This window comes from Kitasatospora sp. NPDC029312 (assembly GCF_055569215.1).
On sequence record NZ_JBVHXY010000017.1, the window covers coordinates 1 to 12577 of the forward strand.

The 12577-nt window shown below is 75.3% G+C and carries 9 protein-coding genes, 1 tRNA gene and 1 pseudogene; 4 read left to right on the plus strand and 7 right to left on the minus strand.

Annotated elements, in window-relative coordinates; genetic code table 11:
- Nucleotides 1-128 precede the first annotated feature (128 nt).
- Both ACZ4WV_RS16045 and ACZ4WV_RS16050 read right to left on the minus strand, forming a co-directional pair.
- Nucleotides 129-812 (minus strand): hypothetical protein, encoded by a 684-nt coding sequence (locus tag ACZ4WV_RS16045; RefSeq protein WP_465746976.1) that lies wholly within the window; start codon nt 810-812, stop codon nt 129-131.
- Between the two features lie 47 nt (nt 813-859).
- Nucleotides 860-1282, minus strand: coding sequence for a hypothetical protein (locus ACZ4WV_RS16050; protein WP_465746978.1), 423 nt, complete (start codon nt 1280-1282; stop codon nt 860-862).
- 291 nt (nt 1283-1573) lie between these two features.
- On the opposite strand from ACZ4WV_RS16050, the gene selA reads away from it, so the two are divergent.
- Together selA and ACZ4WV_RS16060 are read left to right on the plus strand one after the other, a co-directional pair.
- Nucleotides 1574-3037, plus strand: a complete 1464-nt coding sequence (gene selA / locus ACZ4WV_RS16055; RefSeq protein WP_465746980.1) for an L-seryl-tRNA(Sec) selenium transferase — start codon at nt 1574-1576, stop codon at nt 3035-3037.
- Between the two features lie 17 nt (nt 3038-3054).
- Nucleotides 3055-4716, plus strand: a pseudogene (locus tag ACZ4WV_RS16060) (GTP-binding protein); the annotation flags it as partial.
- An 83-nt stretch (nt 4717-4799) separates the two neighbouring features.
- Here ACZ4WV_RS16060 and ACZ4WV_RS16065 read toward each other — a convergent pair.
- Nucleotides 4800-4895 (minus strand) — tRNA-Sec (locus ACZ4WV_RS16065).
- Nucleotides 4896-4964: 69 nt separating this feature from the next.
- On the opposite strand from ACZ4WV_RS16065, the gene selD reads away from it, so the two are divergent.
- Nucleotides 4965-5972, plus strand: a complete 1008-nt coding sequence (gene selD / locus ACZ4WV_RS16070) for a selenide, water dikinase SelD (RefSeq protein ID WP_465746982.1) — start codon at nt 4965-4967, stop codon at nt 5970-5972.
- Between the two features lie 17 nt (nt 5973-5989).
- On the opposite strand, the gene fdh is transcribed toward selD, so the two are convergent.
- The 3 genes from fdh to ACZ4WV_RS16085 form a co-directional block, all read right to left on the minus strand.
- Nucleotides 5990-9232: a formate dehydrogenase gene (gene fdh, locus ACZ4WV_RS16075; RefSeq protein ID WP_465746984.1), complete on the minus strand. Its 3243-nt coding sequence runs from the start codon at nt 9230-9232 to the stop codon at nt 5990-5992.
- Between the two features lie 66 nt (nt 9233-9298).
- A complete protein-coding gene (gene nrfD, locus ACZ4WV_RS16080; protein WP_465746986.1) occupies nt 9299-10207 on the minus strand; it encodes an NrfD/PsrC family molybdoenzyme membrane anchor subunit in 909 nt (302 codons plus the stop codon).
- A gap of 62 nt (nt 10208-10269) precedes the next feature.
- Entirely contained in the window at nt 10270-11169 is a 900-nt protein-coding gene (locus ACZ4WV_RS16085) for a 4Fe-4S dicluster domain-containing protein (RefSeq protein WP_465746988.1), read from the minus strand.
- A gap of 150 nt (nt 11170-11319) precedes the next feature.
- Between ACZ4WV_RS16085 and ACZ4WV_RS16090 the strand changes: the two genes are divergently transcribed.
- Nucleotides 11320-11640 (plus strand): DUF3040 domain-containing protein, encoded by a 321-nt coding sequence (locus ACZ4WV_RS16090; RefSeq protein WP_465746990.1) that lies wholly within the window; start codon nt 11320-11322, stop codon nt 11638-11640.
- A gap of 59 nt (nt 11641-11699) precedes the next feature.
- Here the strand turns inward: ACZ4WV_RS16090 and ddaH are convergent, their stop codons facing one another.
- Entirely contained in the window at nt 11700-12527 is an 828-nt protein-coding gene (gene ddaH / locus ACZ4WV_RS16095) for a dimethylargininase (protein WP_465746992.1), read from the minus strand.
- Between the last annotated feature and the right edge of the window lie 50 nt (nt 12528-12577).

Genomic DNA, 12577 nt, shown 5'->3' on the forward strand with positions numbered 1-12577 from the left:
AGCACGAACGCGCCTCCTGCCGGCCCCTCCCGCCTTGCTGACGCGCCGCGCCCCCCCCCCCCTTGGTTGGTGACGGGGGGGGGGGGGGGGGCGGCCCCCCCCCCCCCCCCCCCCCCGGCCCGCAACGCTCAGCAACCGGCGGGCCGGTAGCCGTGCGCGGCCAGCCAGTTCCGCGCCAGGCCGAGCCACCGCTCCTCGGCGAGGCGCTCGAACCGGCTGTCCTCGTCCGCGCGCTCGGCCAGGACCGTCCAGAAGGCCTCCGGTTTCGGGCCGGTGAGCGCGGTCCTTGGCCGCTGGGCGAATCCCGCCTCCTCCACCGAGGCGATGAACAGCTCGGCATCCGCCGTCTCGATGGACTCGGTGTCCCTCAGGCTGAACACCGACAGCAGCTCCACCCGGTCCGGAGGGGGGAGCGGGTCCACCATGCCGAGCCAGGTCTCACCGGTGGCCACGTCGATGACCCCGCCGCCGTAGTAGAGGTCGGCTTCCAGGAGATCGGCCAGGTCCCTCAGACGCACCGCGCTGGGCTTGGTCGCCGGATCCGGACCGCGGCCCAGCAGGAAGGCCAGCTGTGCGGCCAGGTCGTCATCCCCGGCCCAGTCGCGCCGGCGGAGATCGGAGACCAGCCGTTCGGCCACGGCCGCCGCACCCGGCAACTCGCGGACCACCGCGTCGCCGACCGCGTCCCCGACCTGCTGCAGCACCTCCACCACCGGCCCCTGCCGCAGCAGGGCCGCCAGCGCCGGCCAGTCACCGTCCGCCCCTGCCGCGCGCACCCGCCGCAGGTATTCCTCACCCCAGGTCCCCGTCACGGCCCCACCGTATCCGGCCCCACCGCGCGTGGGCGTCAGCCCAGAACTCAGCCCAGAACCCGCCGGTGCGCGCGCAGCAGCGGGACGACGGCCACCGCGGCGACGCCTTCGGCCACCGCGGCGACCACCTTCTCCGTGAACCAGACCGGCTCGTACATGTCCGGCAGCGGCCCGATCGCCCCGACGTCGACGTAGCGGTACAGCAGCAGGAGCGCGAGCCCGCCGGCCGCCACCAGGAGGGCGAACACCAGGGCCGACCGGCGCGGGCGGACCAGGACCAGCAGCGCCGCGAGGGCCGCGAGTCCGGCCTCGACCCGGAACAGGTCCCCCTGGCTGATCGGGTTCGCCACCGGGTCGTACCGCTCGGCGAGATCGGCATGGACGTAGGCGTCTACGAGGAGCCCCGCCACGGCCAGCCAGCGGAGCAGGTCCAGACGGGGCCGCCTGGTGGTGTACGGCGGGAACGGCATCGCAGGCACCTCGCATCACCCGAAGCAACAGGGCCCCGCCCCGCCTCCAGTGTGCTCGCCGGCGGTCGCGGACGGAAACGGTGGTCGCGGACGGCGGCCGGCCACCCCGGCGGCCTGGCGGCCTGGCGGCCTGGCGGCCTGGCGGCCTGGCGGCCTGGCGGCCTGGCGGCCACGGCCCGTTCCGCCGTTCCCCAGCGTGTCGGTGGGCGAACCGGCCGTGACGAGCGGTCAGGCTGATCCCCACGTGACCGCCAGCCCGAAGGCCGAGACAGATCGATGCACGACAGATCGATGCACGGTGATCAGGCGTCGGACGCCTCCCACCCCCCAGCCCGAGGAGTCGGAGGCGGCCGTGGCCCCGATCCACGCCGGGCAGTGCTCCGCACCGACGCCGTGCTCGCCGACCCCCGGCTGGTCGAGGCCGTCGGACGCCTCGGCCGGCCGATCGTCAAGGCCGCCGTGAGGGACGCCCAGGAGCGGGCCCGGCAGGGGACGATCGACCCGGCCGAGGTCGCCGACACGGCCCTCCGCTCGCTCCCGCACAGCGCCACCGCCCTGCGCCCCGTGCTGAACGCGACCGGGGTGCTGCTGCACACCAACCTCGGCCGCGCCGTGCTCTCCGAGCCGGCCCGCCAGGCCGTCCTCGCCGCGGCCGGCAACACCGACGTCGAGTTCGACCTCGCCTCGGGGGAACGGGCGCCGCGGGGCCGCTCGACCGTACGGGCCCTGCTCGCCCGCGTCCCCGCCGCACAGGCCGCCCACGTGGTCAACAACGGCGCCGCCGCCCTCGTCCTGGTGGCCACGGCGCTCGCCCAGGGGCGCGAGATCGTCGTCAGCAGGGGCGAGCTGGTCGAGATCGGCGACGGCTTCCGCCTGCCGGACCTGCTCTCCTCGACGGGCGCGCGGCTGCGCGAGGTCGGCACCACCAACCGGACGACCGTCGCCGACTACGCCGCCGCGCTCGGGAGCGACACCGGGTTCATCCTCAAGATCCACCCCTCGAACTTCCGCATCACCGGGTTCACCGGAGCGGCCGGCGTCGCCGAACTCGCCGCGCTCGGCCCCCCGGTCGTCGCCGACATCGGCTCCGGCCTGCTGGAGCGCGAACCGCTGCTGCCGGACGAACCGGATGCCGACAGCTGGCTGCGGGCCGGCGCCGACCTGGTCACCGCCAGCGGGGACAAGCTGCTCGGCGGCCCGCAGTGCGGCCTGCTCCTGGGCCGCACCGAGGTCGTCCGGGCCCTCGCCCGGCACCCGCTGGCCCGCGCGCTGCGCGTCGACAAGCTGACCCTGGCCGCCCTGGAAGCCACCCTCCACACGCCCGACACGCCCACCCGCCGCGCCCTGTACGCCGAGGAGCACGAGCTGCGCACCCGCGCCCAGCGCCTGGCCGCGGCGCTGTCGGCGGAGGGCATCCCGGCCCGGGCGGTCAGCAGCCGCGCCGTGGTCGGGGGCGGCGGCGCCCCCGGCGTGGTGCTGGCCAGTTCGGCGATCGCCCTGCCGGAGGCGTTCGCCGCCCTCCTGCGGCACGGGCCGGCGCCCGTGGTCGGCCGGACCGCCGACGGCTCCTGCCTGCTCGACCTGCGCACCGTCCCCCCGGAAGCCGACGACCAGCTCGCCGAGGCCGTCCGCGCCGCGGCCGGGGAACCACACCGTGCCCCTGAAGCGGCGCCGCGCAGGACCGTCCCCCCGCTCGGCGACGGCGGCAGCCGGGCCGTCTCCCGGGACCACGCCCCGGAGCCGCCGTGCACGTGATCGCGACCGCCGGCCATGTGGACCACGGCAAGTCCGCGCTGGTCCGCGCGCTCACCGGGATGGAACCGGACCGCTGGGCCGAGGAACGCCGCCGAGGCATGACGATCGACCTGGGCTTCGTCTGGACCACCCTCCCCGGGGCGGGTGAGACCGCCTTCGTCGACGTGCCCGGCCACGAGCGGCTGGTGACCACCATGCTGGCCGGTGTCGGCCCGGTCCCCGCCGTCCTGTTCGTCGTCGCGGCCGACCAGGGCTGGCAGGCGCAGTCGGAGGAGCACCTCGCCGTCCTCGACGCGCTCCGGGTCCGGCACGGCGTGCTCGCCGTCACCCGCAGCGACCTGGCCGACCCCGCCCCCACCCGGGACGAGGCGCTCGCCCGGCTGGCCCGGAGCTCCCTGGGCCGGGTCGAGGCGGTGGCCGTCAGCTCCCTGACCGGAGCCGGACTGCCGGAGCTGCGCGCCGCGCTGGCCCGGCTGACCGCCCGGCTGCCAGCGGCCGACCGGACCTGCGACGTCCGGCTGTGGGTCGACCGGACGTTCACCGTGCGCGGGCACGGCACCGTGGTGACCGGCACCCTCGCGGCCGGCTCGATCTCCGTCGGCGACCGGCTGCTCGCGGTGACCGGCCCGGGCGACGGCCGACCGCTGCGGGTGCGCGGTCTGGAGAGCCTCAAGCAACGCCGACCGGCCGTCAGCGCCACGGCCCGGGTGGCGGTCAACGTGCACGGCCCCGGGGCCGCCGACCTGCGGCGCGGCAGCGCCCTGCTGACGCCGGACCGCTGGCTCACCACCGACACCGTCGACGTCCGGCTCCGCGGCGACGCCACCGCGGACCTGCCGCGGCGGCTCACCCTGCACCTCGGCACGGCCGCCGTCCCGGTCACCGTCCGCCCCCTGGGCACCGACACCGCCCGGCTCGCCCTCGACACCCCGCTCCCGCTGCGGATCAACGACGTGGCGCTGCTCCGCGACCCGGGCCGGCACCGCATCGCGGGCGCGGCCACCGTCCTCGACCTCCGACCGCCCCGGCTGACCCGTCGGGGCGCGGCGGTCGGCCGGGCCCGGGAGCTCGACGGTCACCGGGGCACGCCGGACGCCGCCGCGGAGCTGCGCCGCCGCGGTCTGATCAGCCGCCAGGAGTTCACCGCGATGGGTCTCACGCCCACCGCGCCGCCCGTCGCCGCCGACTGGCTGTGCGACCCGGCGCACTGGGCACAGCTCCAGCGGCAGCTGTGCGAAGCGGTCGAACGCCACGCGGCCGAGCGCCCGACCGACCCGGGCCTGCCGGTCGAAGCCGCCCGCCGGCACCTGGACCTGCCCGACCGCGCCCTGGTGACCGCACTGGTCCGGGCCCTGGCCGGCCGGCTCGACCAGCGCGACGGCCGGCTCTACGGCAGCGTCACCGCCCCGGTCCTGCCGCCCGCCGTGCGGGAGGTGCGGAACCGGCTCGCCGCTCGGCCCTTCCACGCCCCCGAGGCGGCGGAGCTCACCACGCTCGGTCTGACCCCGCGACTGCTCGCCGCCGCGGCCGCCGCCGGCGAACTGCTGCGGCTGCCCGACGGCATCGTGCTGCTCCCGGACGCCGACCGGCGGGCGGCCGCCGCGCTGGCCCGGCTGGCCCAGCCCTTCACGACCAGCGAGGCCAGGATCGCCCTGGACACCACCCGGCGGGTCGTCATCCCCCTGCTGGAACACCTGGACCGGCGCGGCTGGACGGAACGGATCGACGCCGTCCACCGCCGCTGCACGGCCGCCGGGGCAGGTGGCGGAGACGGACGGGAATCGAACCCGCCTGTCCGAGATCCTCGGACACCTCGGTTTTGAAGACCGGGAGGGCCACCAGGCACCCGCACGTCTCCGCGTCACCGCCCATGCAAGCGGGTGGGGCGCCGCGGATCAACCCACCACACCGACCCGAGGGAACCGCCATGACCACCCGTGCCCCGATCCGACTGACCGGCTACGCCCGGGGCGGCGGCTGCGCCTGCAAGATCCCGCCGGGGGAGCTGGAGGCCGCGCTGTCCGGGCTCGTCCCCTCCCCGGCCGCCGCCGGGGCGGCCGAACTGCTGGTCGGCCTGGAGAACGGGGACGACGCGGCCGCCGTACGCCTCCCCGGCGGAGGGCCGGCGGTGATCGCCACCGCCGACTTCTTCACTCCGGTCGTCGACGACCCCTTCGACTGGGGCCGGATCGCCGCGGCCAACGCCCTCTCCGACGTGTACGCGATGGGCGGCACCCCGCTGGTCGCCGTCAACCTGCTCGCCTGGCCGCGCGGGACGCTGCCCTTCGAGCTGGCCCGGGAGGTGATGCGCGGCGGCCTGACGGTCGCCCGGGAGGCGGACTGCCACCTGGCCGGCGGGCACAGCATCGAGGACCCGGAGCCGAAGTACGGCATGGCCGTGACCGGCATCGCCGACCCCGCCCGGCTGCTGCGCAACGATGCCGGCCGCGCCGGGCTGCCGCTGTCGCTCAGCAAGCCGCTCGGCACCGGCGTGCTGAACAACCGTCACAAGGCGACCGGTGAGGACTTCCCCGAGGCGGTCGAGACGATGGCGGCCCTGAACCGCGACGCGTCCCGGGCGGCGCTGGCTGCCGGGGCGCGGTGTGCCACCGACGTCACCGGATTCGGTCTGCTCGGCCACCTGTACAAGCTGGCACGGGCCTCCGGCGTGACCGCCGTGATCGACACCGCGGCGGTGCCGTACCTGGCGGGTGCCCGGGAGGCGGTGCGCGACGGCTTCGTCAGCGGCGGCACCCGCCGCAACCTCGACTGGGTGGCGCCGCACACGGACTTCGGACGGGTGGGCGAGGCCGACCGGCTGCTGCTGGCCGACGCCCAGACCTCCGGCGGACTGCTGGTCGCCGGGGAGATCCCCGGCGCGCCGGTGATCGGGGAGCTGGTGCCGGCTGCCGGCCACGCCCTCGTGCTGCGCTGATCACGGCCCGGTTCTGATCACGGCCCGGTGCCGGTGCGCTCCGTGATGCCCGCCCGCCGGCAGTACTCCCGGACCAGTTCCACCGCGGCGGGCCCGCGCGGCCGCCGCCCGGGCCGGATGTCGCAGGCCACCGCCTTGGCCTCCTGGATGTGGACGTTGGGATCCAGGGAAAGGTGCAGCAGTTCGTTCGCCGCGTCACCGGTGGTGTAGCCGTTCGGGCCCCAGTGGTAGGGCAGTCCGACCTGGTGCAGGGTCCGGCCCTGGACGCGCAACGGGACCATGCGGTCGGTGACCAGTACCCGGGCCTCGATCACGCCCCGCGCCGTCACCACGGTGGCCCAGCCCAGGTGTTCCAGCCCGCGCTCGGCCGCGAGCCCCGGCGACACCTCGCAGAACATCTCGGGCTGGAGCTCGGCCAGGTACGGCTGCCAGCGCGACATGCCGCCCGCCGTGTGGTGCTCGGTGAGGCGGTAGGTGGTCGTGACGTACGGGAAGACCTCCGAGCCGGGCTCGCTGCCGCTCGGCTGGTACCGGTTGTCCGGCAACGAGGGCATCAGGTGCCGGACGGGGTTGCGCTGCCGGCCGTACAGGGCGTTGTCGAACGGCGAGTCCTGCGGCTCGTAGTGGGTGGGCAGCGGTCCGTCGGTCAGTCCGGCGGGGACGAACAGCCAGCCCTTGCCGTCCGCCTGCATCACGAAGGGGTCGACGCCCGAGATCGCGTCCGCGGCCCGGGCCTCCGGCGGCGGGCGGTAGGAGGGCGCCCGGTCGGCGGGGAAGTCGGGGATGTCGTGCCCGGTCCACCGGCCGGCCTCCCCGTCCCACCAGACCAGCGCCTTGCGCTCGCTCCACGGCCGTCCCTGCGGGTCGGCGGAGGCCCGGTTGTAGAGGATCCGGCGATTGGCCGGCCAGGCCCAGCCCCACTCGTTGGCGACCCAGTTCTGCTCCGCACCGGGCTTGCGCCGGGCCGCCTGATTCACCCCGTCGGCGTAGACGCCGCAGTAGATCCAGCAGCCGCACGCGGTGGAGCCGTCGTCCTTCAGTTGGGTGTACGAGGACAACGGGCGGCCCTGGGCGTCCCGGCCGTTGATCTCGGCGAGGACGGCCTCGGCGTCCGGCTCGCCGAGCGGGCCGCGGGTCGGGTAGTCCCAGACCAGGTCGAGCAGCGGACGGTCCATCTCCTCGGTGGAGGCGGCGAGCTTCTCGCGGATGATCCGGCCCAGGTGGAAGGCGAACCAGAGGTCGCTGCGGGCGTCCCCGGCCGGCTCCACGGCCGTGTGGTGCCACTGGAGCATCCGCTGGGTGTTGGTGAAGCTGCCGTCCTTCTCGGTGTGGGTGGCGGCGGGCAGGAAGAACACCTCGGTGCCGATCTCCCCGGTGCGCAGCTCGCCGCTGTCGATCTCCGGCCCGTCCTTCCACCAGGTCGCGCTCTCGATCAGCGAGAAGTCGCGTACCACCAGCCAGTCCAGGTTGGCCATGCCGAGCCGTTGCAGCTTGGTGTTGGCGGAGCCGACCGCCGGGTTCTCACCGAACAGGAAGTAGCCCCGGCAGGTGCCCTCCAGCTGGGCCTGCACGGTCTCGTAGGTGCTGTGCGAGCCGGTGAGTCGCGGCAGGTAGTCGAAGCGGTAGTCGTTCTCCGCCTGCGCCTCCTCGCCCCAGTACGCCTTCAGCAGGCTGACCAGGTACGCGCGCATCTCGCCCCAGTAGCCCTTGTGGGCGGCCTCCGCCTCGACGAAGCTGTCCAGGGTCTCGTCGGGGTGGGCGTACGGCATCGGGATGTAGCCGGGGAGCAGGTTGAACAGCGTCGGGATGTCGGTGCTGCCCTGGATCGAGGCGTGCCCGCGCAGGGCCAGGATGCCGCCGCCCGGGCGGCCGATGTTGCCGAGCAGCAGCTGCAGCACGGCGGCCGTGCGGATGTACTGCACGCCGACGGTGTGCTGGGTCCAGCCGACGGCGTACGCGAAGGCGGTGGTCCGCTCCCGCCCGGAGTTCTCCGTCACCAGGTCGCAGACCTGCCGGAAGACGTCCTGCGGCACGCCGCAGACCTGCTCGACCAGCTCCGGCGTGTAGCGCGCGTAGTGCCGCTTGAGCACCTGGAAGACGCAGCGCGGGTGGCTCAGCGTCTCGTCCCGCTCGGGCTCCTCCTCGCCGATCGAGGCGCCGCCGGAGCCGTGGGCCTCGCCGCGGCCCATGCTCTCCGTCCGCTGCTCGTACTGCTGGTCGCGCTGTCCGGAGGCGGCCTGCACCTCCAGGCCCCGGTACTGCCAGGTCTCGGGGTCGTACGTCCGGCCCTCGGGGTCGAAACCGGAGAACACTCCGTCGAGGTCCTCGGTGTCGCGGAAGTCCTCGCGCAGGATCACCGGCGCGTTGGTGTAGGCCACGACGTACTCGCGGAAGTACTTCTCCTGCTGGAGCACGTGGTTGACGATGCCGCCGAGGAACGCGATGTCACTTCCCGCGCGCAGCGGCACGTGCAGGTCGGCCAGGGCACTGGTGCGGGTGAACCGCGGATCGACGTGCACCAGCTTGGCGCCGCGCGCCTTGGCCTCCATCACCCACTGGAAGCCCACCGGATGGCACTCGGCCATGTTGGAGCCCTGGATGACGATGCAGTCGGCGTGCTGCAGGTCCTGCTGGAAGGTCGTGGCACCGCCGCGGCCGAACGAGGTCCCCAGACCGGGGACGGTGGAGGAGTGTCAAATACGGGCCTGGTTCTCGATCTGCACCGCGCCCAGGGCGGTGAACAGCTTCTTGATCAGGTAGTTCTCCTCGTTGTCCAGCGTCGCGCCGCCCAGGCTGGCGAAGCCCATCGTGCGGCGGGTGCGCGCCCCGTCGACCTCCCACTGCCAGCCGGACCGGCGGGCCGCGATCACCCGGTCGGCGATCATGTCCATCGCGGTGTCCAGGGCCAGCGGCTCCCAGTCGGTGCCGTGCGGGCGGCGGTACAGGACCTGGTACTCGCGGGCCGACCCGGTGGTCAGCTGGAGGCTGGCCGAGCCCTTCGGGCAGAGCCGGCCGCGGGAGACCGGCGAGTCCGGGTCGCCCTCGATCTGGGTGACCCTGCCGTCCTCGACGTACACGTCCTGGCCGCAGCCGACCGCGCAGTACGGGCAGACGGACTTGACCACCCGGTCGGCCGTGTCGGTCCGGGCCGTGAGGGCCTCGCTGCGGGCGCTCTTGGCCGCCTCGCCGCGGCCCAGCGGGTCGGTGCCGGTCAGCTGCCGGTAGACCGGCCAGGAGTCGAACCAGGTCAGTACGCCCACGACGGGACCTCCTCGTGCCGGGCGCCCGCTCGGGGGCCGCCGGTTCCCATCATCACCGCGCGCTCCTCATCCCGCAGCCCGGTGTTCGGCGTCCAACCGCTCCCGCTGGGGCAGGACGGTGTACTTGGGATCCTCGGCGGACCGGACGCCGCCGAGGAACACCCCGAACCGCAGCGCGGCGGATCCGGCCAGCAGCGCCGCCCCCGCGGCCGCGGCCGCCCGGCGGTCCCGGTGCCCGGCCCCGAGCGCGACCGCCGCCCCGCAGCCCGTCAGCAGCTCCGCCGCCCGCATCAGCCGGCCGGCTCGGCCGGTGTGCAGCGGCTCGGCGCTCAGACCGAGCCGGTGGGTCATCAGCCGGGTCGCGCCGAGTTCGAGCGCGGCCCCGAAGGCCGCGGCGCGCCGGGCCGGGCCGTTCTGCGCGACCGGCGCGGTCAGCAGGCCCAGGCCGGCCGCGGCGGACACCGCGGAGCCGCCGAAGACGAACGGCAGCTCCCGGTGGCCGTCGTGCCAGGTCGGCACCGCGGTGTCGCTGATCAGCACGGCCGTGTAGGTGCAGACCGCCGGACCCAGCAGGGCGGCGCCGGCCCCGGCCGCCCGGCCGACGCGCGGCAGCCGACCGGTCAGGGCGCTCGCGGCGGCGGCGCCCGCCAGCGGCGCGTAGCCCGACAGCAGCCAGGACCCGACGCTCATCGGGGAGGTCGGTTTGACGACCCGCAGCATGTTGAGGAAGCGCCCCGGCCGGCCGAGGTCGTGGACCAGCGCCGCCAGCGACAGCGAGATCGCGCCGAACGCGCCCACCCGCAGCGGCCGCGCCAGCGCGGGGTGCCCGGACGCGTCGGCGCCGGCGGCCAGCACCGACGAACCGCCCGCGAGGCCGCCGAGGAACAGGTAGCCGGCGATGTCCAACGGCTTCCAGACCGGCCGCTTCAGCACCGGCCGGCCGTAGTACGAGCCGAACTCGGCCGGCGGCACCATCGCCCGCTCCCCCCGCGCCCGCTCCCCTCGCGTCCGTCCGCCGCGCCCGGCCCGCGCCCCGCTCATCGCGCCCTCCGCAGGCAGCACGCCGCCACGCCCGCGGCCACCGTGACGGCCGCGAACGCCGCCCGGCGCCACATGACGGGCAGGTCACGGGTGGGCACCACCGGTCGCGGCGGCAGGCCGTACACCTCGGGATCGTCCAGCAGCAGGAAGAAGGCGCCGTCCCCGCCCACGCCGTCCTCCGGGTCGTGGCCGTACAGCCGGGCGCCCTCGACCCCGGCCTCCTGGAGCACCCGGACCCGCTCCGCGGCCCGTTCCCGCAGGTCGTCGAGCGGCCCGAACTGGATCGAGTCGGTGGGGCACGCCTTCGCGCAGGCCGGCTCCATTCCGGCGCCCAATCGGTCGTAGCACATCGTGCACTTCCACACCCGCCCGTCGTCCGGCCGCTGGTCGATCACGCCGTACGGGCAGGCCGGGACGCAGTAGCCGCAGCCGTTGCAGACGTCCTGCTGGACCACCACCGTGCCGAACTCGGTCCGGAACAGCGCGCCGGTGGGGCAGACGTCCAGGCAGCCCGCCCGGGTGCAGTGCTTGCACACGTCGGAGGACATCAGCCAGCGCAGCTCCGTCCGCCCGTCGGGGGCGACCGGTGCGATGGCGTTGTCGTCCCCGGTGGGGCGGCCCAGGCGCTGTGCCTCGGCGAAGACGTCGACCCGGCCGGGATCGGCGACCGTCCACACCCCGCCCTGGGGTCTGGACTGCTCGATGAACGCGACGTGGCGCCACGAGTCGGCACCCAGGCCGCCGGTGTTGTCGTAGGACATGCCGGTCAGTTCGAGGCCGTCCTCGGGGATCGCGTTCCACTCCTTGCACGCCACCTCGCAGGCCTTGCAGCCGATGCACACCGAGGTGTCGGTGAAGAAGCCCACCCTCGGCGGATGCCCTGATCGCTGCTCCACAGCCGGTCTCCTTCCGGGCAGGAGGGGAGCGGTACGGGCTCCCTCGCTCCACGAGACCGTCCCGGAGCCGGCCCCGCGAGCCGGGGGCACCCGGGCGGGTGCCGGTTACGCCCGGGCGGGCTGGGCAGCCGCCCGGTGGAGGTGTCGGCGATGGACGGGCCGCTCTCCCGCCGGGAACTGCGCATCCTGGCGGAGATCGAGGACACGCTGCGGGCGGACGGCCGACTGGACCGCGGCCTGCGGACGATGCGGCGCGGGCCCCGCTGGGCACTGGGCCGCGTCCTGCGGGCCGCCGTGCGGGTGCCGTCCGCCGTCATGGCGGTGCTGGTGGCCCTCTCGACGGGGCTGCTGCTGGTCAGCGCGGACGCCCACGCGCCGGGCGTGCTGGTCGGCTTCGGTGTGGTGTGGGCGCTGACGTCGGTCCTGCTGGGGCTGCGGGTGCTCGGCCGCCGCAGGGGTCTACGACGCTGACCCGCCCGACCCGTGCCCCTGCCTGACCCGCCCGACCCGCCCGTGCCGCGGCGGAGCCGTCAGGCGGGGCGCAGTTCGAGGGTGCAGCACTTCGGGCCGCCGCCGCCCTTGAGCAGCTCGGGCAGGTGGACCGGGACGGGGACGTACCCCTCGGCGCGCAGGCGGGAGGCGAGCCCGTGCGCGGCGGCGGGCAGCACGACGTGCCGGCCGTCGCTGACGGCGTTCAGGCCCAGCACGGCGGCGTCGTCCTCGGTGGCCAGGATCGCGTTCGGGTAGAGCCGGCGCAGCACCCGTCGGCTCTCCGGGGAGAAGGCCGGGGCGTAGTACATGACCAGATCGTCGTCCAGGACGGCGAGCGCGGTGTCGAGGTGGTAGAACCGCGGGTCGACCAGCGTCAGCGTGATCACCTCGCGGCCCAGGAACCGCCCCGCCTCCCGGTGGGCCTCACGGCTGGTCCGAAAACCCGTGGCGGCCAGGATGCGGGACCCGGCGAGCAGGAGGTCCCCCTCGCCCTCGTTGACCAGGCCGGCCGTACGGACGGGGTGGTAGCCCGCGGCGGCGAACCAGCGGCGGTGCGCCTCCGCCTCCGGCGCGCGCTCCCGGTGCCGGAAGCGGGCCACCAGGGCCCGGCCCTGCACCACCGTCGCGCCGTTCGCGGTGTACACCATGTCGGGCAGGCCCGGCTGTGGGTCGATCAGTTCGACCTGGTGCCCGAGGCGCCGTAGGACGGTGCACAGCTCGGTCCACTGGTGCAGCGCCGCCGCGCGGTCGACGGGCCTGCCCGGGTCCATCCACGGGTTGATGGCGTAGTCCACGGAGAAGTGGACCGGCGGGCAGAGCAGGTAGCGGCGCCGGCGGGCGGTTCGCGTCGGGGGAGGCCTGTCCATGCCGCCGCGCGTGCCCGGTTCGGGCGGGCGGAAACACCGCCCGGCGCCAC

Coding starts and splice junctions, on each gene's coding strand:
- ddaH (WP_465746992.1), bottom strand. CDS start 12,527: ATGGACAGGCCTCCCCCGACGCGAACCGCCCGCCGGCGCCGCTACCTG.
- ACZ4WV_RS16090 (WP_465746990.1), top strand. CDS start 11,320: ATGGACGGGCCGCTCTCCCGCCGGGAACTGCGCATCCTGGCGGAGATC.
- ACZ4WV_RS16050 (WP_465746978.1), bottom strand. CDS start 1,282: ATGCCGTTCCCGCCGTACACCACCAGGCGGCCCCGTCTGGACCTGCTC.
- nrfD (WP_465746986.1), bottom strand. CDS start 10,207: ATGGTGCCGCCGGCCGAGTTCGGCTCGTACTACGGCCGGCCGGTGCTG.
- selA (WP_465746980.1), top strand. CDS start 1,574: ATGCACGGTGATCAGGCGTCGGACGCCTCCCACCCCCCAGCCCGAGGA.
- selD (WP_465746982.1), top strand. CDS start 4,965: ATGACCACCCGTGCCCCGATCCGACTGACCGGCTACGCCCGGGGCGGC.